The sequence below is a fragment of the Serratia sp. HMSC15F11 genome (assembly GCF_001808215.1).
GTDB classification, from domain to species: domain Bacteria; phylum Pseudomonadota; class Gammaproteobacteria; order Enterobacterales; family Enterobacteriaceae; genus Serratia; species Serratia nevei.
Map to the genome: position 1 here is coordinate 97,185 of NZ_KV792400.1, position 19,440 is coordinate 116,624.

A 19,440-nucleotide genomic window follows, 5' to 3' on the forward strand; every position below is an offset into this window, starting at 1 on the left:
GGACTACAGTGAACGCTGTTCATTGATCCGGCCGGGAGAAACGATGCCGAGCTTTAATCCTTCAGCCCCGTACTTCAGCGAGCGCCTGCAGATGCGGCCGCCGGTGATGGCGGACCTCGAACGTTTCTACGCCATCTTTGGCGATCCGCAAACCCAACGCTTCAACCCCGCCGGCCCGCTCACCAGCGAAGCGCAGGCCGCTTCGGCGCTGCAGGAGCGGCTCGCCGTCTGGCGGCAACACGGCTACGGCTCCTGGGCGCTCGCCCTGCGCGAACGGCCGGATTGGGTTATCGGTTTTGGCGGCTTGTCCTGGAAGCCGCTCGGCGCGCAGCGCACCGTTAACCTCGGCTATCGCTTCGACACCCGGGTGTGGGGCAGGGGGCTGGCCACCGAGATGGCGCTGGCTTCACTGCAATACGGGTTTGTCGGTTTGGAGCTGGGTGAGATTTCTGCCATTGTGCGCGCGGAGAATCAGGCTTCGTGGCGGGTGCTGGAAAAGATTGGCATGCAGCGGGTGGATACGCTGGATGACGTGCCCGGCGCAGCGCCGAGCCTGGTGTATACGCTAAAGCGCGGCGACTATCAGGGCTGATCGTCGCTGATTTTGGCCAACGCCATGCGGTAAGATTTGACCTTCTGACGTTTTTTCAGCCAGGTGGCGGTAGAAACGATGAACACCGCGCCCGACATCGCCAATACGCCGGTCGGGTGGCCGTAAAACACCATCAAGGCAAAGTACACGGCGGAAACGATCGCCACCCATTTCGCCGTATTGCCCATGTCGTTCTTCTCCTGGGTCAAACGGCGGATGTGCTCTTCTTCACTGATTCCCATACGCGCTCCTTGTTGGCTGAACGTTCCATTATATGGAGCTGGAGTGCTGATATTTCAAGCGGTTGGATGGTAAAGAAGCGTAAAGCTCAGGCCGGCGGTTCCCGCCGCCTGGGCAGATAGCGCCCGGGCTGGTCGGCGCCCGGCAAACCGGTGCCGTCGTTGCGGCCAAACAGCCGGTAGCGATTGCCGGCGACCGCATCGTAGACCTTGTCCGCCAGCCGCGGCGGCAGGTAACGCGCCAGCGCCAGCACGCGGTACGGCCACCCCAATTGGCGCAACGCCTGGAACAGCGCCGCCGAACGCAGCCAATAACGCCCCTGCTCAACATAGACCACGGAATCGAAACGGTCGGTCGGCAACCCAAACGCCTGCAGGATCGCCTGCCCTTCGACGGATTGCACCGTCGCCAACAGAATGCGCCGCTGCCGATCGGCGCGAATAAGATACCTCACCAGCCCGTGACACAGATTGCATTCGCCGTCGAACAACAGCGCGCACTCGCCGGGCTGGAGATAGGGCAGTTGTGCTAAAAGGGTCATCCCGCCTCCCGATAAACGCTCGCCTTAGCCTAACGCGCCTTGAGCGTGCGAACCAGAGCGGGATGACAGGGCCCGTTAAGGCGCAGGCGGGGCGTCAGGCACGGCCACCACCGCGACGCGCACCTCGTAATGCTTGGCGCTGCCCGCCGGGATCACCGCCGTCAGTTTGTTGATGGTTTCCACCGGATTGTCGCTGGCCGAGGTGGCGCAGAACAGTTCGCCGCCGTGGCAGAACCCCGGTTTGGGCGGGTGCCCGCCCGGGAAAGGCGGCATGCGCATCGCTTCATCCGCCGCGGGCGGCAACGCGTTGGCCGCAGGCGCCTCGGGGGCCGACATCGCGCTCGCGCTGAACAACAGCGCCATGCCCATGCAGGGCAGCGCCAGGATCTTGATTGCTTGTTTCATTAAATTAGCCTCATTTGCCGGGTTCGGGATTACGCTACCCCGCCCCCGGCCAATGAGAAAGCCGCTTTTCGCTACCTTTTCGCCCCGCTACGTTTTGCTTACATCCCGCGTCTAACGTGATGAAAGGCGAAAGGTTGGGTAAAGGGCCGCCGTGTTACTTATCGTTCGTCAGCGTGCTATAGCTGGTCATCAGGTTACGGTAGTCCGGGATATGGTTGGAGAACAGCGTGCCCAGGCCTTCAATGTCGTTGCGCCAGTCGCGGTGCAGCTCGCAGGCGACGCCGAACCAAGTCATCAGCTGCGCGCCGGCGGCTTCCATGCGGCTCCAGGCCGACTGACGCGTCAGCTCGTTGAAGGTGCCGGAGGCGTCGGTCACCACAAAGACCTCGAAGCCTTCATTGAGCGCCGACAGCGCCGGGAAGGCCACGCACACTTCGGTCACCACGCCGGCGATGATCAGCTGTTTACGGCCGGTGGCTTTTACCGCCTTGACGAAGTCATCGTTGTCCCAGGCGTTGATTTGGCCGGGGCGAGGAATGAACGGGGCATCGGGGAATTGAGCCTTCAATTCCGGCACCAACGGGCCGTTGGGGCCGTTTTCAAAACTGGTGGTCAGAATGGTCGGCAGATTGAAGTACTTCGCTAAATCACCCAGCGCCAGCACGTTGTTTTTAAACCGATCGGGATCGATATCACGCACCAGCGAAAGCAGCCCTGCCTGATGATCCACCAGCAATACGGCGGCCTGGTCCTTGTCGAGGCGTTTGTAATTTGCAGTCATGGTTTTACTCCTGTGGGGTAGATGTTGCGGATGAAACGCCCCGCCGCTGGGACGGGGCGTTGAGGTTTAAGTGTAGCGCCTGAGCCGAAGAACGCTTCACGGCTCAGGCGCCTGCGATCAGCCGGCGCTCGCTTCGGCGTTCATGCTGCCGAACTTGCCGCTGTTGAAGTCGCGGAACGCCTGCTGGATTTCCGCGTCGCTATTCATGACGAACGGGCCGTAACCGACGATAGGCTCATCGATCGGTTCGCCGCTCAGCACCAGCAGCGCGACGTCGTTGTTGGCTTCGATAGTGATCGAATCCCCCGCCCGGTCGAAACGCACCATTTGGGTTTCGCGCACCACTTCTTCACCGTTGACCAGGATCGCGCCGTGCAGCATCACCAATGCCAGCGTATGGCCTTCTTTCACCGTCAGCGTGGTGGTGTGGCCGGCATTCAGCTTCATATCCCACACGTTGAGCGGGCTGAAAGTGCGTGCCGGGCCGGCGTGGCCGCCAAAGTCACCGGCGATCACCCGCACCTGCCCTGCGCCGTCCGCCAGCGGAACCACCGGAATATCGGCGTTCAGCAGCGTCTGGTAACCGGGCTCGGCCATTTTGTCCTTGGCCGGCAGGTTGACCCACAGCTGCACCATTTCCATGGTGCCGCCCTTGCGCGAGAAGTCCCGCGAATGGAACTCTTCGTGCAGAATGCCGGAGGCGGCGGTCATCCACTGGACGTCGCCGGGGCCAATCACCCCGCCGCTGCCGGTCGAGTCGCGGTGTTCCACTTCGCCCTGATAAACGATGGTCACCGTTTCAAACCCGCGATGCGGATGCTGACCCACGCCGCGGGTGCCGGAGGCAGAGCGGAATTTGGTTGGCGCCGCATGATCCAGCAGCAGGAACGGGCTCATTTCCGCCCCCAAATCGTTATAAGAGAACAGCGAATTCACCAGGAAACCGTTACCGACCCAATGTGCTTCCGGGCTGTTGTGAATACCGAGGATTTTTTTCATCTTGAACTCCCGTTTCAGACCTCACGGCCTTAAGTTGATGGCAGAAGTTTAATCTGCCGGGGTTTGCTGCAGTAGTAGGCAAGATGTACACTCAGCGTTCTACTGGTAGAACGATAAGGGATACGATGCTGACCGATCTGAACGATCTGTTTTTCTTCGCCAGCGTGGTCGATCACCAGGGATTTGCTCCCGCCGGCCGGGCGCTGGGCATTCCCAAATCCAAGCTCAGCCGCCGCGTGGCGCTGCTGGAAGAGCGGCTGGGCGTGCGCCTGATCCAGCGCTCGACGCGGCGTTTCTCGGTGACCGAGGTCGGCCAAAACTATTACGCGCACTGCAAGGCGATGCTGGTGGAAGCGGAAGCGGCGCAGCAGGCGATCGAACAGACGCGCGCCGAGCCCTGCGGCACGGTGCGCATGTCGTGCCCGGTGGCGATCCTGCACACCCGCGTCGGCAGCATGGTGGCGGCCTTTATGGCCGACTATCCGAAGGTGACGGTGCATCTGGAGGCCACCAACCGCCGAGTGGACGTGGTGGGGGAAGGGTTGGATCTGGCGATCCGCGTGCGGCCGCCGCCGCTGGAAGACAGCGATCTGGTGCTGAAGATCCTGGCGCAGCGCACCTGGTGCGTCGCCGCCAGCCCGGCGCTGGTGCGCACCCTCGGGCCGGCGCACACGCCGGAAGACCTGCGTAAATACCCGACGCTCGATCTCGGCCCGGCGCGCGCTCAGCACCAATGGCGGCTGACCGGCCCGCAGGGTGAACGGATCGAGTGGGAACACACGCCGCGGCTGGTCACCGACGACATGCTGATGCTGCGCACCGCCGCCATCGCCGGCGCCGGCATCGTTCAGCTGCCGGCGATGATGATGCGTGACGACATGCTGCGCGGCGAACTGGTCCAGCTGCTGCCCGGCTGGCAGCCGCAGGGCGGCGTGGTGCATGCAGTCTACCCGTCGCGCCGCGGTTTATTGCCGGCGGTGCGGCTGCTGCTCGATTATCTGGGCGAGCAGTTCGCCAGCATCGAAGAGGAGTGATCAGGCGGTAATTTCGATCGCGTTGCCGTCCGGATCGCGGATGACGGCCTCATAGAAGCCGTCGCCGGTCCAGCGCGGCGCGGACTGCAGGATACCCTCCTGCTGCGCACGCTGCGCCAATCGATCGACCTGCCGTTCATCCCCCAGCGACAGCGCGATGTGCGCCCAGCCTACCCGTTCTTCCTGGGCCGGCGCCGGCAACAGCGTCGGCACGCGCATGATCTCCAGCGTCGGCCCGGCCGCCAGGCTGACGAAACGGGAAACAAACCCCGGCCGGTTGCGACTGACGTACTCCTCACCCGCCTCACCGTTGAAATAGCACTGCCAAAACGCCAGCTGCGCGTCGATATCACGGGTCCACAGGGCAACATGGGCTATTTTCATCATCATCATTCTCCGGTCGGTAAATCGCTGTGCCAAACCTGGCCGCCGCCCTGCGCCACCTGCAGCTCGAGCTGCGGGTGCACGCCGCGCGCCGTCACCAGATGATCCACCCGCCCGGCGGGCAGGAAGGGGTAAGGGGCGTAGGTATTGAGCTTGTCGCGGGTACACAGCACCGCCACGCTGCCGGCGCGCGTCAGCAGCCGCTTTTTGAAGGTGGCGTCCTGGTAGCTCAGCGCGGAGAAGCCGCCGTCCGGGTCGTAGGCGCAGATGCCGGTGAACACCAGATCGAAGTGGAAACCGTCTATCTCTTCCGCCGCCTTGGCGTCCACGCAGCCGCCGACCTGCGCATCCAGCTCACCGCCGATCAGGATGGTGCGGATCCCCGGCCGTTCCAGCATTTTGCCGGCGATGCTCAATGCATTGGTCACCACCGTCAAACGCCGATCGCGCGGCAACAGATCCGCCAGATACAGGTGGGTGCTGCCGGCATCGAGGAAGATCAGCTGCTCTTCACCGATCAACCCCAGCGCGGTCTGCGCCAGCGTCAGCTTCTCATCGCCGCTGAGCGTCATGCGCGCCGCAACGGGGCCTTCGGCCGGCGTCGGCGCCAGCGCGCCGCCATAGATACGTTTACACAGGTTCTGCGCCGCCAGCTGGCGCAGATCGCGGCGGATGGTGGCTTCGGTGGTATTCAACCGCAGCGCCATCTCCAGGGCCAGCACCCGCCCCTGTTGGCGAAGCGCGTCGAGAATGGCCTGGTGGCGTTCATTCGGTAACAGTTTGGACATCGCGTAAATCCGGTGACGCTAAAGTGATCACGAATGTACATAAACGTACACAATCGAACAATCATTTTTTTCGCCACGCTGAAGCGGCGGCACTCGTCTAGACTGAGAGTGACATCACCGATAAGGGATTATGACGCGATGACCTCCGCCGTGCTTTATACACTGTTTCCCGCCGCAGCCACCGTCATCGGCGCTGCGATGGCACTCTATCGCCGCCCCGGTGCCGCCACGATGCGCGTCATCCATCACTTTACCGCCGGCATCGTTTTCGCCGCCGCCGCCACCGAAATCCTGCCCGATCTCAAGCAGCAGTCGCCTGTGGCCGTGTTGCTGGGCGGCGCTGCGGGGGTGCTGTTAATGCTGCTGGTTAGGCAGCTGGGTGAAAAAGCGCAGGGGCCGGTCGGTTTTATCGCCGCGGTCGGCGTCGATATCTTTATCGATGGGCTGGTGCTGGGTATTGCCTTCGCGGCCGGCGCCAAGGCCGGTCTGCTGTTGACACTGGCGTTAACGCTGGAAGTGCTGTTCCTGGGGTTGTCGATCGTCGGCGATTTGAAAGACTTTCTCGGCAGGCGGCTGCGGGCCATGGCGGCGATAGTCGGCCTGGCGCTGCTGCTGCCTATCGGTGGCCTGCTGGGGGCGCCGGTGGCCATGCTGGGCGCATTTTGGCTGACCGCCTTTTTGGCCTTTGGCCTGATCGCCCTGCTCTACCTGGTCACCGAAGAGCTGCTGGTCGAAGCGCATGAAGGCGGAAAAGAGACACCGTTCGCCACCGCGATGTTCTTTGCCGGCTTCCTGCTGCTGTTGCTGTTAGAGGAAGGTTTGGGGTAAAAAAGCAGGAATTTCATGGCGCATGCCGCCCGGAGGCAACGCTTTGGCTATACTGAGGCAGGCGAAGTTACCGCAGACGTAACGGCTTGGGCGTAAAGGGAAAACGATGTTATTGACGATCGCAAGGTGGCTGTTTCAACTCCCCGGGAAGCTGTTCGGGCTGATTTTTAAAAATCGCCTGAGGATATTTTTGTTCTTTATGCTGGTCGCCATCGCGGTGCTCGGCGCCAAGCGCTATCTGCGCGCTCACCAATATGACGACGAGTTCAGCCTCGCCGCCCCCACCGATTACAACCGCGCGATAAAGCGCGAAATGCCGCTGCGCGAGGCGCGTGAACAGTGCGGCGGGCCGCTGCACGACAATGCCGGGCAGCCGTGGCCCACCTCAGCCGGTTATCTGCATCAGCCGACGCGGCTGCCCGCGACCGGTCTGCATCGGCTGACGCTGGATAATCAGGGCAACGATTTCGCGGTGCTGGTCAAGCTGGAAACGCCGACGGCGCCGCAACAGCTGGCGGAAGTCTTTATTCCGCCCGCCGGCAGCTTCGAGGTGAAAATCAATGCGGACGCGGAACACGTCATGAAAATCAAGAACATCAAGACCGGCTGCATGTTCCGCTCCCGGCCGTTCAACCTGGATAAACAGAGCGATTGGCGCATGCCGCTGACGCTACAAAAAGACGGCAGCCTGCAGCTGCAGTCGATAGGGGATCGCCAATTCTGATCGGGCGCCGGGCGGAAGAGCCGGCGCCGCGAGGGTTACTTTTTCACCGGGTGATCGCGGCGGAACAGTTCCCAGCTTTCAATTTCCTGCCCACTCGGCAAGGTACAGGTGGAATACTGGCCTGCCGCGTTCTCTTTGGCATTCAGCTTGCCGCCGATTTGGGTGCAATACACGTCGGCCGGGTTCGCCATGCCGATCGGTTTCACCTGCGGTGGCGGCGGCGCATCGTTGGATTTCACGGAACACCCCTGCAACATCGTCATCCCTGCCAACAGGGAAAGCATCAACGTTTTTTTCATTTTTCCAGCTTATGCAAAAAGAACGGCGGAGCGCTCCGCCGTTCGCTCATCATGAAATAAAGGATTTGCCCTGTTTCAGCACCAGATCGCAGGCTTTTTGTTTCACCTTCTCGGTGATCTGCGAGGTGCCCAGGCTGTTCAGATCCAGGCTCTTGCCTTCGCCGGTTTGCAGCAAGCCGCCCAGGCCCTGCTGATAATCCTGGCTCTTGGCGTTTTCGGTGCTGGTGATGCCCAGCTTGCTGAGCAGCTGATCTTTCACCCCTTCGGCACCGTTAGCCGACAGCACGTTGTTTTTCACGCAGTACTGCAGGATACCGGCGGCATTGGTCATGCTGCTGGAGCTCAACGCCTTGTCGCCACCGTTCAACAGGCCGGTCAGCGAGGAGAGCGACATGCCGCCGCTGCTGTCGCCGCCCGACTTGCTCAGTTCACCCGCCGCGCTACTGAGGGAATCCATCAGCCCGGCGGCCTGGGTGGCGCCGCTGGCCAAGGTAGCGGACAGCGCCAAGGCCAGCAGTAAACGATGTTTGGTGATCATAGTGGTGAAACTCCTGTAATAACGGCATGCGATCGGCGCAGCGCGCCGGGATACCCTTCCGACGCCGCCGGCGGCGACAAGTTCCTTTTATCTCGCCGCCGCGCCGTTTTTCGGAATTCAGGAAATTTAGAACTGCCAGCGCAGCCAGGCGAAGAACACGTTGCCGTTGTTATAAGTGCCGGGAATGTAGGTCGCCTGGAACGTCAGCCGCTGATAGCCGATAGAGGCCAGCGGCAGCGGGGCCGGGATAGGAATGTATTTCCAGTTGTCACGCGCGGTGACGCTGGCGGTGAAGCCCAGCCCCAGGCGGAAATCCTTGTCATCCAGCGGGCGCCAGATCTTCTCGTAGGCGTAGCCGCCGATCGGCTCCCACTTGTTGAAGGAATCCTTAAACGCCATGATGTAGATGCCGTGCCAGTCACCGTCGCTGTCGTAGCGGGAGATACCGTAGCCGGCCCCCCACGGGCGCTCGTTGTACTTATCGATCTTCTCGTCGTCGTAAGTCCAACGGTTGTGCCAGGTGATGGCCGGGATATAGAGATCGTGGTTAGGCGAGTTGTTCCAGGTCTCCGCCACGTTATGGGTAAAACGCTGCCATAGACCCGGTTTTTCAGCCTGCGCGGTATTGCCACTTTCTGTACCAACCTCAGCGTAAGAAGGCAGTGCAGGAAATATCAACGCCAGAGAACATGCCAAAAGAGTCCGTTTGAGAAACATCGTAAAGCTCCTGTAAAAATACGGCCGCAGATTTTTACCGATAGCCCAGGCAAGATCAAGCTGTATCTAATTTATCCAACGCCCGTTATGCTTTGGTTAAGTTTAGCACCGGAAAATTCCCGATAACTTTTAACAGGTTGCACCGGCCTGCGTATGCTATCGCCTTTCGGGCGGCAAAGCCGTGGGAAAAATCCGCTTTGTCGCACACGACTCGCGGGCAAGGTGCTTGACCAACACATCGACATCGAGACGGTTCACAAACTCCAGGGAATAAGAGGAATAGAGACCGAACAGGCGATTTTGGTGCCCGACCACCACCAGATCGATACCGGCCTGATGAATGAAATCGCTGACGTCCTTAAAGCGCCGGATAGTGACGATTTCCTTGACCGCAACCGGCGCCTCGACGGCGCTCACCAGCCGGCTCAGCATCGCCTTGGCGGCGATCACCTCCTGCGCCTGGCGATCTTTGACCAGCGCATCGCTGCCGTACTCCAGCTCCGCATAGTCGGCGTTAAGGTGGCCGACGGTGATGGCGATCGGCAGCCCGCCCACCATCGCCACCGTTTGACGCAGCAACGGCAGCCCATCGCGCTCATCGTGAATCAGTACCAGAATGTGTCGATAGCTTTTCATCGCTCTTTCCCCCGTTGGTCAGTGCCATTGAGGCACTGCCCTCTTTGGTAGGTATACGCCATCTGCGCGCACGTAGAGAAAAGTTTACGTATCACTTCCCACGGAATGTGATGGCCTCCACGTTATCTTAACCCCCGTGGCGGCGTATTTTAACGCCGGCCCGACGTGGCGCGCACCGCCGTCCCCGTCAAGTAAAGCTGACGGAAACCGACGAATAAAAAACGATCCTTGTTAATTTTTTGTTTTTAATTGGTTACTGGATGGTTTCTTGAAATAAGCGTGCGGCAGATCACCAAAATCCCCCTTTGCGTCAGCGTCGGCTTTTCTTTTCCAGGCTTACTGCCGGGTACCGCCAGGCAGGATTTAACGCGGCATCAAAAGTACCGGTAAACTCCCCCTGCATCATGACCAATGCCAACGCGGCGCCGTTTCTCTGCTGATATTCCATCAAGGAAAAATACCGCCGCACGCCAATACACAATACCCCTACTTTTTATGTCTTACTCAATCGCGTAAAGCGCCGAATACAAACCGCCCATTTTCCGGCTGCCAACCCTGTCTTGAACAAGTCGACGCTTTAAATAACTGTTAAAGCTAACGACACAACATCGCCAGCAATTTATTTTTGCTGATTTTCGCCTGACAAAAAAAGATAAATAATCCGGAGCAATCAATGAAAATAACTATCGGGTCATTCATTCTGCAACAGCTTCACGCCCTGAACGTCGATCGTATTTACGGCGTGCCCGGCGACTATAACCTCAGCCTGCTGGAGCTGCTGGAAAGCGACGACCGATTGGCGTTTATCGGCAACTGCAATGAATTGAACGCCGCCTACGCCGCCGACGGCTACGCCCGAATGAAAGGCGCCGGCGCGCTGATCGTCACCTACGGCGTCGGCGATCTGGCCGCGCTGTCCGGCATCGCCGGTGCCTATGCCGAATCCTCGCCGGTGATCTGCATTGCCGGCACGCCGCCGCTGCACGCGATGAAGAATCATCAGCTATTGCACCATACCCTGGGCGACGGCAATTTCGACAACGTCATGAACTGTTTTAAACAATTCACCGTTGCTCAAGCCTTGATAACGCCGGAAAATGCCGCGCAGGAAATTCCGCGCGTTATTTCCCGCGCCTGGATAGAGAAGAAACCAGTCTATTTACAGCTGCCTTCCGATATTTGCGACGTCGAAATTGAAATCACCGCAGCCGCAGCGGCGCCGCAGTTGCCGGCCAGCGATAAATACAATGTGCAACTGGCAGCGATGGCGCTGTTAACCAAAATAAAACGCGCGCAGCGCCCAATCATGTTGGTCGACCAAATGGTGGATCGCTATCAGCTGCAGCAGCGGGTGATCGAGGTCGCTCATCGCTTTGCCATTCCGCTGACCAATATGCCGACCGCCAAATGCATTATTCCGGAAGATACCGCCGGTTGGATGGGCGGCTACAGCGGCAACCTGTCGCGCCCCGAACTGTATGAGCGCATGGCCCACTCGGACTGCGTGCTGAGCTTCGGCGTGCGTCTGGTGGACTCCACCACCGGCTATTTCTCGCAGCAAATTCCCGCCGCCGCTCAGGTGGATATCCAGCCGTTCTCGCTGAAGCTGGACAACACCTCCTACCCAGCGGTGGCGACGGCGGATCTGCTGCAGGCGCTGCTGGATCTGAGTGAAGACACGCCGGTACAGCCCCTGGCGCCGCTGCCCGATCCGCGTGAGAAGCTGGCGACGCCGAGCGATACCCCCATCGATCAGGCCTATCTGTGGCAACGGATCCAGCGATTTATCCGGGCGGATGACGTGGTGGTGGTGGAAAACGGCACCTCGGGCGCCGCCATCGGCGGCATGCGCATGCCCGGCGGCGTCAAGGTGGTCAACCAACCGATCTGGGGTTCGATCGGCTATACCCTGCCGGCGCTGCTCGGCACCCTGATGGCGGCGCCGGAGCGCCGGCACCTGCTGTTCATCGGTGACGGCTCCTTCCAGCTCACCGCGCAGGAAGTGTCTACCCTGCTGCGCTGCGAGCAAAAGCCGATCATCTTCCTGATCAACAACGACGGCTACACCATCGAACGGTATATCCTCGGCGAAAACTCGTCCTACAACGACATCGGCCCGTGGGACTACGCCAAACTGCCGGCGGTGCTGAATACTCAGGCGCAGCCGTTCAGCGTGGCGGTGGAGACCACGCAGCAGCTGGAAATGGCCCTGGAACGCGCCTCGCGGCAGGATCGGCTGGCGTTTATCGAGGTGAAAGTGCCGATGATGGACACGCCGCCGGTGATGAAAGAGTTCTGCAATCGCTGCAACAGCTTTAACTTCGGCCTGACCAACCCACGCCGCAGTGCCTGAGGCGCGGTCGCGCCGCCGGTGGTTCAGGCCACCGGCGGCGTTTTTTTATGTCATTATCCGCCGGCGCGCGCCATACAGCGCTGGCGGCGTTCGTCCACCCGCTTGGCGAACCAGGCGGTGGTCAGCTTGCGGGTGATTTTCGGGCTCTCCAGCTGGATACCCGGCAGCATCTCACGCGGCAGCTTGCCGCCCGCCAGCGCGTAGACCTTCTTATACAGGTCGGTGTCGGCAAAGCCGGCCGTGTCGCCTTTCTCGAGCGCCCGGCGAATGGCGCTGTCGCTCATGTTCAGGCGCTTGCCGAGCGTGCGCACCGCCAGCTCGGTCGAGCCGGGCTTATCGCTGCCGAAGTCGATAAGATCGCCGTCCAGCGCCAGCGGGATCGCGCTCGCCCGGCTGACCGCGTTTTGGAACGCCGCGTTACGGCTGGCGTACCAGCCGGCGTTGAAGTCGGCAAAGCGATAAATCGGCCGGCTGTAATCGGCCGGATACCCCAGCAAATGCATAATGCCGAAGTACATACCGCCGCGCCGGCTGAAGACTTCGCGGCGAATCGAGCCGTCGATCGGATAAGGGTACCCTTTGGCGTGCGCCTCGGCGAAGGCGACGCTCACCTGCATCGGGCCGCCGGTATGTACCGGGTTTAAATGCCCGAACAGCTTCTGCCCCATCGGCACGCGGTCGATCATGTCATCGAAGATATCGCTCAGATCCTTCTCGGTGCGCACCTTATCCAACCGCTCGCTGTAGCTCTGCCCGTTCGACGACGAGATCTTCAACGCGGTGTGCACCAAAAAGTTCGGGATGTGCATCTGATCGGCACGGCGATCGATCTCCTTCCAGGCGATCTTCGGCAGCCCCGGCACCTGCGGGTTGGCCTGGAACGTCGACTCCTGTTCGGTCACCGCCAGCACCGAGCACAGGTTCTCATCGCTCGGCTCGATACCCTGCGCGGCAAAGGCGGCGGTAATATCGGTAGCCCAGCCCTGACGATCGCCGGCGTTCGCCGGGATCAGCGTCATCAGTCGGGCTTTGACATCGGCGGGGCGCGCCGCCGGCGCCGTGGTGGGGGTTTTACTGGTACAGCCCGCCAGCGCCAGCAGCGCGGCCAGGCTCAGCCAACGGAAGGGCGTCGGGTGGAATAAACGAGATATCGGCATCTTTTCCCTGAACGTGATGACATGAACAGCACTGAAATTAGCCCAGCCGCCGCGCACAATCCAGTATAAAGATATCGCCGCGCCTTTCCGTCAGGCCGCTATGTTCAAATGCCCCATAAAGATGTATTTTATATGCATTATATAAATCACTTTGCTTGCCCAGCCAGAGGAGCCCCTTATGGAGCAGCAGCTGCTTTGCTACAAAACCCTGCCGGAATGGAACAGCGACACGCTGCCGGAAGCCTTCCGCCAGCGCCACAACACCCAGAGCGGCACCTGGGCGAAGCTCACCGTCCTGAGCGGCAGCCTGACGTTCGCCATGATGACCGAAGACGGCGCCACCACCGAGACCTGGCAGTTCAGCCCCGAAAGCCAGCCGCCGTTTATCGCACCGCAGCAGTGGCATCGCATCGTTTCCTTCTCGGACGACATGATCTGCCGGCTGGCGTTTTACTGCACGCCGGAAGATTACTACCACAAGAAATACGAACTGACGCGCACCCACTCTGAAGTGATCGAGGCGGCGGCGCGCATCGCGCCGGGCAAGGCGCTGGATCTGGGCTGCGGCGGCGGCCGCAATTCGCTCTATCTCAATTTGAAAGGTTTCGACGTCACCGCCTGGGACAAGCACGCGCCGTCGATAGACCGCCTCAATCAAATCATCGACGCCGAACAGCTGACCCGCCTGAGCGCCAGGGTGCAGGATCTCAATACCCACCGCTTCAGCGGCGAATACGACTTCATCCTGTCCACCGTGGTGATGATGTTCCTCGAACGCCAGCAAATCCCGCCTATCGTGCAAAACATGCAGGACAGCACCGTGCGCGGCGGCCATAACCTGATCGTGGCGGCGATGGATACCGAGGATTATCCCTGCCCGCTGCCGTTCCCGTTCACCTTCAGCCCGGGTGAGCTGAAGCATTATTATCGCGACTGGGGGATCCTCAAATACAACGAAGACGTCGGCCAACTGCACAAGACCGACGCCGCCGGCAACCGCATCTCGCTGCGCTTCGCCACCCTGCTGGCGCGCAAGCTATAGCGCGTCGTGAAAGATCACCCCCAGCGTGTGGCGTTGGCCGGCGCGTATCCGGCTGACGCCGTGGCGCAGATTGACCCGATAGTAGCCTTTCACTCCCGCCACCGGCCGGTGATGCACGGCGAACACCACCGCGTCGCCCTGCTGCAGCGGCACCACCTCCGGCCGGCTCTGCATCCGCGGCCGCTGTTCGGTCAGCACGAATTCGCCGCCGGTGAAGTCCCGTTCAGGGGCGGAAAGTAAAAACGCCACCTGCAACGGAAACACCCGCTCGCCGTACAGATCCTGATGCAAGCAGTTGTAATCCCCCGCTTCGTAACGCAACAGCAGCGGCGTCGGCCGCCGTTGGCCGGCCCGGTGGCATTCGGCCAGGTAGGCCTCGTGTTCGGCGGGATAGCGCACCGTCAAGCCCAATAAGGTATTCCAGCGGTTGGCCACCGGCGCCAGCCGTGCATACATCAGGCTGCGCACCTCGGCCACCGGAAGCGGCAGCGGATAGGCGAAATACCGGTACTCGCCGCGGCCAAAACCGTGCCGCGCCATCACGACGCGGCTGCGGAAGTGCGCATCGAGCGGGTAGAGCGCCGCCAGCTCGCGGCACAGGTCTTGGCTGAGCACGCCTGGCAGCCGCGCGCAGCCCTGCGCATCGAGTTCGCGTTCAATCGCCGCCCAGTCCAATTCGGCCAGCCGCGCCCCCAGCGGGCCGCTCATCGCTGCGCCTCTTTTTCCAGCAAGGCTTGCTTGCGCTCGACGCCCCAGCGATAGCCGGACAGGGCGCCGTCATTGCGCACCACCCGGTGACAGGGGATCGCCACCGCCAGCACGTTGGCGGCGCAGGCGCCGGCCACCGCGCGCACCGCTTTGGGCGCGCCGATGCGCCGGGCGATATCGGCATAGCCGACGGTTTCGCCGACCGGTATCGCCCGCAGCGCCTGCCAGACCCGCTGTTGAAACGCGGTGCCGCGAATATCCAGCGGCAGCGCCAGCCCGTTCTCCGGCGCTTCAATCAGCCCCACCACCTGCGCCATCAGCGCTTCATACTGCGCGTCGCCGCCGATCAGCTCGGCATTAGGGAACTTGTCCTGCAGATCCTGCACCAACCGCTGCGCATCGTCCCCCAGCAGAATGGCGCAGATGCCCATCTCGCTCTGCGCCGCCAGGATCTCGCCCAGCGAACAGCGCCCGACGGCGAAATGGATGCGCATGCCTTTGCCACCCGCCCGGTAGGCCTTCGGCGTCATGCCCAGCGCGGCGTTGGCTTGCTGGTAGAAGCGGCCGTTGGCACCATAGCCGGCGTCGAAGATCGCGTCGGTCACCGTCTCCTGCTGCGTCAGACCGGTGCGCAGCCGTTGGCTGCGCTGCGCGTCGGCATAGCCTTTCGGCGTCAGGCCGGTGATCGCTTTGAACAGCCGGTGGAAATGGTATTGGCTCAACCCGACGTGGCGCGCCAGCGTCTGCAACGACGGCGCTTTCTCCGCCCGTTCGATATAGCGGCAGGCCTCGGCTATCTGCCGCGCATGCTGCTCCGTCAACGGCGTCAGCCCCTGGCGGCAGCGCTTGCAGGGCCGATAACCCGCCGCTTCCGCCTGCTCAGCGTCGTCGAACAGCTCCACGTTTTGCCGGTTCGGCTGGCGTGACGAGCAAGAAGGCGAGCAATACACGCCGGTGGTTTTCACCGCGTAGATAAAGCGGCCGTCGGCGTGCTTATCGCGGCTGACGATCGCCAGCCAGCGCGGATCGGCGCTGTCGATTACGTTTTTCATCATCCGTTCCTCACTGCGGTTTCGATGTTAACCAGCATAGTGACGGGCCGTTGGCGAAACACGCCGACTCTTGCTTTTTAATTCGGCGCCGACGTTTTCAACAATGTTTCGACAATTTTTAACCAACAACATGAAGTTTATTACGTTGCCAACCCGGTTGCACAGCGTTAGGATCGCGGCCGGCCACGGGCGTGGCCAGTGTTTTTGCCTGTTAGTTGCGCGCATGGAGAGGTTATTGTGTTAGAGAGTTTTGGCGTCCTGAATTTATGGACCTATTTGGCCGGGGTGGTCTTCATTATCATTCTGCCGGGGCCGAATACGCTGTACGTGCTGAAAACCGGCGTATCGCGCGGCGTGCGCGCCGGCTACACCGCGGCGCTCGGCGTGTTCATCGGCGATGCGATCCTGATCTTCTGCGCCTATATCGGCGTGGCTTCGCTGATCCGCACCACGCCGTTCCTGTTTACCCTGGTGCGTTTTCTCGGCGCGATTTACCTGCTGTTCCTCGGCGCAAAAATCCTCTACGCCACCTTCGTGCAGAAGGCGCAGGCGCAACAGCAGCAGATTGAGGGCGGCCACAGCATTCTGCGCAAGTCGCTGACGCTGAGCCTGACCAACCCGAAAGCTATTCTGTTTTACGTGTCGTTCTTCGTGCAGTTTATCGACTTCAACTACGCGCACACCGGGCTGTCGTTCACCATTCTGGCGCTGATCCTCGAAGCCGTCAGCTTTATCTACATGAGCACGCTGATCTTCTCCGGCGCGATGCTGGCGCATTTCTTCAATCACAAGAAAGGCCTGGCGAAGCTCGGCAACGGCCTGATCGGCCTGCTGTTCCTCGGCTTCGCCACCCGTCTGGCGACCCTGAGCTCGTGATCCCTCCCGGCCGGCGCCCGCCGGCCGCGGTTTACTCCTTCGTCACGGCAAAATGACACGCAGGGCAAACCGAATGTCAGGCAGACCAAAGCCGCCGCTTTCCCGCTGATCTAGACTTGCAGGGTTAACGATAACCTGATGAGCCTGATCGGAGGATGTATGTCTGACAATACCGTAGCCGTGCTGGATAGCGTGTCGCGTTTTCTCGATCGTCAGCATGGGCTGTATATCGACGGCCAGTGGCGCGCGTCCGCCGCGGAAGACCGCCTGGCGGTGTATAACCCCGCCAATGGGCAGCAGATCGCCACCACCGCCGACGCCAACGAACACGACGTCGCGCTGGCGGTGCAGTCCGCCCACAAAGCCTTCAGCGAAGGCGTCTGGGCGCAGCGCCTGCCGGTAGAGCGCGAACGCATCCTGCTGCGCTACGCCGATTTGGTGGAGCAACACGCCGAGGAGCTGGCGCAGTTGGAAACCCTGGAGCAGGGCAAATCCATCAACATCGCCCGCGCCTTCGAAGTCGGCAGCACCCTGAACTGGATGCGCTACACCGCCGGTCTGGCAACCAAAATCACCGGCCAGACGCTGGACGTCTCCATTCCGATGCCGCCGGGCGCCAAATATCAGGTTTATACCCGTAAAGAGCCGATTGGCGTGGTCGCCGGCATCGTGCCCTGGAACTTCCCGCTGATGATCGGCATGTGGAAAGTGATGCCGGCGCTGGCGGCGGGCTGCTCCATCGTCATCAAGCCGTCGGAAACCACCCCGCTCACCCTGCTGCGCATGGCCGAACTGGCGAGCGAAGCCGGCGTGCCGCCGGGCGTGTTCAACGTGGTCACCGGCCGCGGCACCCTGTGCGGCAAGGCGCTGACCGAACATCCGCTGATCGCCAAAGTCAGCTTTACCGGCTCCACGCCGGTGGGCAAAAGCATCGCGCGCGCGGCGGCGGATCGCCTGACCCGCGTGACGCTGGAGCTGGGGGGCAAAAACCCGGCCATCGTGCTGAAAGACGCCGATCCACAGCAGGTGATCGAAGGCCTGATGCTCGGCAGCTTCCTCAACCAGGGGCAGGTGTGCGCTGCCAGTTCGCGGATTTATATCGAAGCGCCGATCTATGACCAACTGGTGGCCGGTTTCGAACAGGCGGTGAAATCGCTGTCGGTCGGGCCGGGCATGGACACCGGCGCGCAAATCAACCCGCTGGTGTCGCTCGCGCACCGCAACAAGGTGGCGGCCTACCTAGACGACGCCCGGGCGAAAAACGCCGAGCTTATCGGCGGCGCAGCCGGGCCGGATGCCAACGGCTTCTACATCCCGCCAACGCTGGTGATCAACCCGGACGACAAGCTGAACCTGACGCGCGAGGAAGTGTTCGGCCCGGTGGTTAACCTGATTCGGGTAGCGAGCGCCGAAGAGGCATTGAGCAAGGCCAACGACACCGACTTCGGGCTGACCGCCAGCCTGTGGACCACCAGCCTGCAGAAAGCGATGGCGCTGACGCCGCGCATTCAGGCCGGCACCGTGTGGGTCAACACCCATACGCTGATCGACCCGAACATGCCGTTCGGCGGGTTCAAACAGTCGGGCAGCGGCCGTGACTTCGGCCCGGATTGGCTGGATGCCTACACCGAAACCAAATCGGTCTGCATCCGCTATTGAGTGAAGCGGCGCGGGCCTGGCCCGCGCCCTGACTTATTGATATTGCCGGCGGTACTCGCTCGGCGACATGCCGAAACGCTGCTTGAAAGCGGTCGAGAAATGGCTGTGATCGGCGAAACCCCAGTCGAGGCCGACGCCGGCCAGCTTTTCCTGCCCGGCGGCACTGCGCAGCGCCTGCGCGCACAGATCCAGCCGGCGATTTCTGATGTACTGCGCCACCACCAGCCCCTGGCGGGCGAACAGCCGATACAGGCTGCGCAGCGACACCCCCAACTCGGCCGCCACCCATTCCGGGCGCAGCTGCGCCGACTGAATATGCCTGTCGATCAACGCCAGCGCCTTGTCGAAAACCGGCTGTTGCCCCTCCGGGCGCGCCTGTTCGAGCGCCAGCGCCGGGCGCAGCAGCGCCGCCAGCGCATTCAGCACCGCCTCGCTTTCCGCCGCGGCGAGCTGAGGATCCTGCATGCTGCTCAGCACCAGTTGGCGGCTGAGGCGCACCGCGCTGAGCTCTGCTCCGAGACGCTGGGCACAAGGCGGCGGCACCGGCAGGCAGCCGCGCGGCAACAGCAGCGAGATTTGGCGCGAATCGCGCTGGAAGGTGAAGCTGCTGGGCCGTGAGGCGTCGATCAGCGTGATGTCGCCGGGAGAGAGCACCGTCTGGCTCTCGCCCTGTTCCATCAACGCGCTGCCGCGCAGCTGGAAGACGGTAAAAAAGTGCGCGCCGTCGCTGCGGGCGATTTCGCGCGGCGTGCGGTACAGCCGGGCCTGAGACACGTCGACCACGCTCAGACGCAGCGCATGGGCGCGAAATTCCTGCATCGCCCCGCTGAAGCCCGGCCCCAGCGTTTTCGCGCAGAATCGGCCGCAGGCGGTGTTGATTTTCCCCAGCCACTCTTCGAAGCCGACGTCCCGGAGCGTTGCCAATGCAGTCATGATCTCTCCCTTCAAACAGCAGCGGTGCTGCGCCGTTGAACAGAAAAACACCATAACAATCCGTTAACATACAATCAATGGCGAGCGGGGGATTTGGCGCCGCGATCACAGTTCACCCGGCGCCCGTCATCCATCCGCCACGAAACCGTCATCT

Annotated in this window: 23 protein-coding genes; 8 read left to right on the plus strand and 15 right to left on the minus strand. The window is 61.6% G+C overall.

What is annotated here, in order from left to right:
• The first annotated feature begins 43 nt into the window (after nt 1–43).
• The gene (locus tag HMPREF3138_RS05170) at nt 44–592 is read left to right on the plus strand and encodes a GNAT family N-acetyltransferase (protein ID WP_038873177.1); all 549 of its coding nucleotides are present in this window, start codon (nt 44–46) and stop codon (nt 590–592) included.
• Here HMPREF3138_RS05170 and HMPREF3138_RS05175 read toward each other — a convergent pair.
• The 5 genes from HMPREF3138_RS05175 to HMPREF3138_RS05195 form a co-directional block, all read right to left on the minus strand.
• A complete protein-coding gene (locus HMPREF3138_RS05175; protein ID WP_033642017.1) occupies nt 583–834 on the minus strand; it encodes a hypothetical protein in 252 nt (83 codons plus the stop codon). The two genes, HMPREF3138_RS05170 and HMPREF3138_RS05175, sit on opposite strands and share 10 nt — an antisense overlap.
• Before the next feature lie 86 nt (nt 835–920).
• The gene (locus HMPREF3138_RS05180; protein WP_038873175.1) at nt 921–1,373 is read right to left on the minus strand and encodes a thiol-disulfide oxidoreductase DCC family protein; all 453 of its coding nucleotides are present in this window, start codon (nt 1,371–1,373) and stop codon (nt 921–923) included.
• Between the two features lie 75 nt (nt 1,374–1,448).
• Nucleotides 1,449–1,778: a hypothetical protein gene (locus HMPREF3138_RS05185; RefSeq protein ID WP_038873174.1), complete on the minus strand. Its 330-nt coding sequence runs from the start codon at nt 1,776–1,778 to the stop codon at nt 1,449–1,451.
• 154 nt (nt 1,779–1,932) lie between these two features.
• Entirely contained in the window at nt 1,933–2,559 is a 627-nt protein-coding gene (gene ycaC, locus HMPREF3138_RS05190) for an isochorismate family cysteine hydrolase YcaC (RefSeq protein WP_038873172.1), read from the minus strand.
• A 117-nt stretch (nt 2,560–2,676) separates the two neighbouring features.
• Entirely contained in the window at nt 2,677–3,558 is an 882-nt protein-coding gene (locus tag HMPREF3138_RS05195; RefSeq protein ID WP_038873171.1) for a pirin family protein, read from the minus strand.
• A gap of 125 nt (nt 3,559–3,683) precedes the next feature.
• Between HMPREF3138_RS05195 and HMPREF3138_RS05200 the strand changes: the two genes are divergently transcribed.
• A complete protein-coding gene (locus HMPREF3138_RS05200) occupies nt 3,684–4,592 on the plus strand; it encodes a LysR family transcriptional regulator (RefSeq protein ID WP_038873170.1) in 909 nt (302 codons plus the stop codon).
• Here the strand turns inward: HMPREF3138_RS05200 and HMPREF3138_RS05205 are convergent, their stop codons facing one another.
• Together HMPREF3138_RS05205 and HMPREF3138_RS05210 are read right to left on the minus strand one after the other, a co-directional pair.
• Nucleotides 4,593–4,976 (minus strand): VOC family protein, encoded by a 384-nt coding sequence (locus HMPREF3138_RS05205; protein ID WP_038873306.1) that lies wholly within the window; start codon nt 4,974–4,976, stop codon nt 4,593–4,595.
• A gap of 5 nt (nt 4,977–4,981) precedes the next feature.
• Entirely contained in the window at nt 4,982–5,764 is a 783-nt protein-coding gene (locus tag HMPREF3138_RS05210; protein WP_038873167.1) for a DeoR/GlpR family DNA-binding transcription regulator, read from the minus strand.
• A 150-nt stretch (nt 5,765–5,914) separates the two neighbouring features.
• Between HMPREF3138_RS05210 and HMPREF3138_RS05215 the strand changes: the two genes are divergently transcribed.
• Nucleotides 5,915–6,592 carry a ZIP family metal transporter gene (locus HMPREF3138_RS05215; protein WP_223294868.1) on the plus strand — a complete coding sequence of 226 codons (678 nt, stop codon included), beginning with the start codon at nt 5,915–5,917 and terminating at the stop codon, nt 6,590–6,592.
• 106 nt (nt 6,593–6,698) lie between these two features.
• Nucleotides 6,699–7,316, plus strand: a complete 618-nt coding sequence (locus tag HMPREF3138_RS05220) for a hypothetical protein (RefSeq protein ID WP_038873163.1) — start codon at nt 6,699–6,701, stop codon at nt 7,314–7,316.
• Nucleotides 7,317–7,351: 35 nt separating this feature from the next.
• Here the strand turns inward: HMPREF3138_RS05220 and HMPREF3138_RS05225 are convergent, their stop codons facing one another.
• The 4 genes from HMPREF3138_RS05225 to HMPREF3138_RS05240 all read right to left on the minus strand — a co-directional run bounded on the left by HMPREF3138_RS05225 (nt 7,352) and on the right by HMPREF3138_RS05240 (nt 9,506).
• Nucleotides 7,352–7,615, minus strand: coding sequence for a putative hemolysin (locus tag HMPREF3138_RS05225; RefSeq protein WP_004940597.1), 264 nt, complete (start codon nt 7,613–7,615; stop codon nt 7,352–7,354).
• A 49-nt stretch (nt 7,616–7,664) separates the two neighbouring features.
• The gene (locus tag HMPREF3138_RS05230) at nt 7,665–8,153 is read right to left on the minus strand and encodes a YjjA family protein (protein ID WP_015376789.1); all 489 of its coding nucleotides are present in this window, start codon (nt 8,151–8,153) and stop codon (nt 7,665–7,667) included.
• Between the two features lie 126 nt (nt 8,154–8,279).
• Nucleotides 8,280–8,870, minus strand: coding sequence for a lipid IV(A) palmitoyltransferase PagP (gene pagP, locus HMPREF3138_RS05235; RefSeq protein WP_038873159.1), 591 nt, complete (start codon nt 8,868–8,870; stop codon nt 8,280–8,282).
• A 156-nt stretch (nt 8,871–9,026) separates the two neighbouring features.
• Entirely contained in the window at nt 9,027–9,506 is a 480-nt protein-coding gene (locus HMPREF3138_RS05240; protein WP_038873156.1) for an adenine nucleotide alpha hydrolase family protein, read from the minus strand.
• 673 nt (nt 9,507–10,179) lie between these two features.
• Here HMPREF3138_RS05240 and HMPREF3138_RS05245 point away from each other — a divergent pair.
• A complete protein-coding gene (locus HMPREF3138_RS05245) occupies nt 10,180–11,859 on the plus strand; it encodes an alpha-keto acid decarboxylase family protein (RefSeq protein ID WP_038873155.1) in 1,680 nt (559 codons plus the stop codon).
• 53 nt (nt 11,860–11,912) lie between these two features.
• On the opposite strand, the gene HMPREF3138_RS05250 is transcribed toward HMPREF3138_RS05245, so the two are convergent.
• Nucleotides 11,913–13,016, minus strand: coding sequence for a DUF1615 domain-containing protein (locus HMPREF3138_RS05250; RefSeq protein ID WP_047728783.1), 1,104 nt, complete (start codon nt 13,014–13,016; stop codon nt 11,913–11,915).
• A 178-nt stretch (nt 13,017–13,194) separates the two neighbouring features.
• On the opposite strand from HMPREF3138_RS05250, the gene tehB reads away from it, so the two are divergent.
• Nucleotides 13,195–14,058 (plus strand): SAM-dependent methyltransferase TehB, encoded by an 864-nt coding sequence (gene tehB / locus HMPREF3138_RS05255; protein WP_038873152.1) that lies wholly within the window; start codon nt 13,195–13,197, stop codon nt 14,056–14,058.
• Here tehB and HMPREF3138_RS05260 read toward each other — a convergent pair.
• Together HMPREF3138_RS05260 and ada are read right to left on the minus strand one after the other, a co-directional pair.
• Nucleotides 14,053–14,766, minus strand: a complete 714-nt coding sequence (locus tag HMPREF3138_RS05260) for a 2OG-Fe(II) oxygenase (protein ID WP_038873150.1) — start codon at nt 14,764–14,766, stop codon at nt 14,053–14,055. The genes tehB and HMPREF3138_RS05260 overlap by 6 nt on opposite strands.
• Nucleotides 14,763–15,818, minus strand: a complete 1,056-nt coding sequence (gene ada, locus HMPREF3138_RS05265; protein ID WP_038873147.1) for a bifunctional DNA-binding transcriptional regulator/O6-methylguanine-DNA methyltransferase Ada — start codon at nt 15,816–15,818, stop codon at nt 14,763–14,765. The genes HMPREF3138_RS05260 and ada overlap by 4 nt, the downstream gene beginning before the upstream one ends.
• Before the next feature lie 237 nt (nt 15,819–16,055).
• Between ada and leuE the strand changes: the two genes are divergently transcribed.
• Together leuE and HMPREF3138_RS05275 are read left to right on the plus strand one after the other, a co-directional pair.
• Nucleotides 16,056–16,694, plus strand: coding sequence for a leucine efflux protein LeuE (leuE, locus tag HMPREF3138_RS05270; protein WP_016928933.1), 639 nt, complete (start codon nt 16,056–16,058; stop codon nt 16,692–16,694).
• A 159-nt stretch (nt 16,695–16,853) separates the two neighbouring features.
• Nucleotides 16,854–18,353, plus strand: coding sequence for an aldehyde dehydrogenase family protein (locus HMPREF3138_RS05275; RefSeq protein ID WP_038873143.1), 1,500 nt, complete (start codon nt 16,854–16,856; stop codon nt 18,351–18,353).
• 33 nt (nt 18,354–18,386) lie between these two features.
• On the opposite strand, the gene feaR is transcribed toward HMPREF3138_RS05275, so the two are convergent.
• Nucleotides 18,387–19,286, minus strand: coding sequence for a transcriptional regulator FeaR (gene feaR / locus HMPREF3138_RS05280; protein ID WP_038873140.1), 900 nt, complete (start codon nt 19,284–19,286; stop codon nt 18,387–18,389).
• Nucleotides 19,287–19,440: the final 154 nt, after the last annotated feature.

Coding starts and splice junctions, on each gene's coding strand:
- HMPREF3138_RS05180 (WP_038873175.1), bottom strand. CDS start 1,373: ATGACCCTTTTAGCACAACTGCCCTATCTCCAGCCCGGCGAGTGCGCG.
- pagP (WP_038873159.1), bottom strand. CDS start 8,870: ATGTTTCTCAAACGGACTCTTTTGGCATGTTCTCTGGCGTTGATATTT.
- HMPREF3138_RS05245 (WP_038873155.1), top strand. CDS start 10,180: ATGAAAATAACTATCGGGTCATTCATTCTGCAACAGCTTCACGCCCTG.
- HMPREF3138_RS05275 (WP_038873143.1), top strand. CDS start 16,854: ATGTCTGACAATACCGTAGCCGTGCTGGATAGCGTGTCGCGTTTTCTC.
- ada (WP_038873147.1), bottom strand. CDS start 15,818: ATGAAAAACGTAATCGACAGCGCCGATCCGCGCTGGCTGGCGATCGTC.
- HMPREF3138_RS05260 (WP_038873150.1), bottom strand. CDS start 14,766: ATGAGCGGCCCGCTGGGGGCGCGGCTGGCCGAATTGGACTGGGCGGCG.
- HMPREF3138_RS05195 (WP_038873171.1), bottom strand. CDS start 3,558: ATGAAAAAAATCCTCGGTATTCACAACAGCCCGGAAGCACATTGGGTC.
- tehB (WP_038873152.1), top strand. CDS start 13,195: ATGGAGCAGCAGCTGCTTTGCTACAAAACCCTGCCGGAATGGAACAGC.
- HMPREF3138_RS05220 (WP_038873163.1), top strand. CDS start 6,699: ATGTTATTGACGATCGCAAGGTGGCTGTTTCAACTCCCCGGGAAGCTG.
- HMPREF3138_RS05230 (WP_015376789.1), bottom strand. CDS start 8,153: ATGATCACCAAACATCGTTTACTGCTGGCCTTGGCGCTGTCCGCTACC.
- HMPREF3138_RS05225 (WP_004940597.1), bottom strand. CDS start 7,615: ATGAAAAAAACGTTGATGCTTTCCCTGTTGGCAGGGATGACGATGTTG.
- HMPREF3138_RS05240 (WP_038873156.1), bottom strand. CDS start 9,506: ATGAAAAGCTATCGACACATTCTGGTACTGATTCACGATGAGCGCGAT.
- HMPREF3138_RS05210 (WP_038873167.1), bottom strand. CDS start 5,764: ATGTCCAAACTGTTACCGAATGAACGCCACCAGGCCATTCTCGACGCG.
- HMPREF3138_RS05185 (WP_038873174.1), bottom strand. CDS start 1,778: ATGAAACAAGCAATCAAGATCCTGGCGCTGCCCTGCATGGGCATGGCG.
- HMPREF3138_RS05175 (WP_033642017.1), bottom strand. CDS start 834: ATGGGAATCAGTGAAGAAGAGCACATCCGCCGTTTGACCCAGGAGAAG.
- HMPREF3138_RS05170 (WP_038873177.1), top strand. CDS start 44: ATGCCGAGCTTTAATCCTTCAGCCCCGTACTTCAGCGAGCGCCTGCAG.
- HMPREF3138_RS05250 (WP_047728783.1), bottom strand. CDS start 13,016: ATGCCGATATCTCGTTTATTCCACCCGACGCCCTTCCGTTGGCTGAGC.
- HMPREF3138_RS05200 (WP_038873170.1), top strand. CDS start 3,684: ATGCTGACCGATCTGAACGATCTGTTTTTCTTCGCCAGCGTGGTCGAT.
- ycaC (WP_038873172.1), bottom strand. CDS start 2,559: ATGACTGCAAATTACAAACGCCTCGACAAGGACCAGGCCGCCGTATTG.
- feaR (WP_038873140.1), bottom strand. CDS start 19,286: ATGACTGCATTGGCAACGCTCCGGGACGTCGGCTTCGAAGAGTGGCTG.
- HMPREF3138_RS05205 (WP_038873306.1), bottom strand. CDS start 4,976: ATGAAAATAGCCCATGTTGCCCTGTGGACCCGTGATATCGACGCGCAG.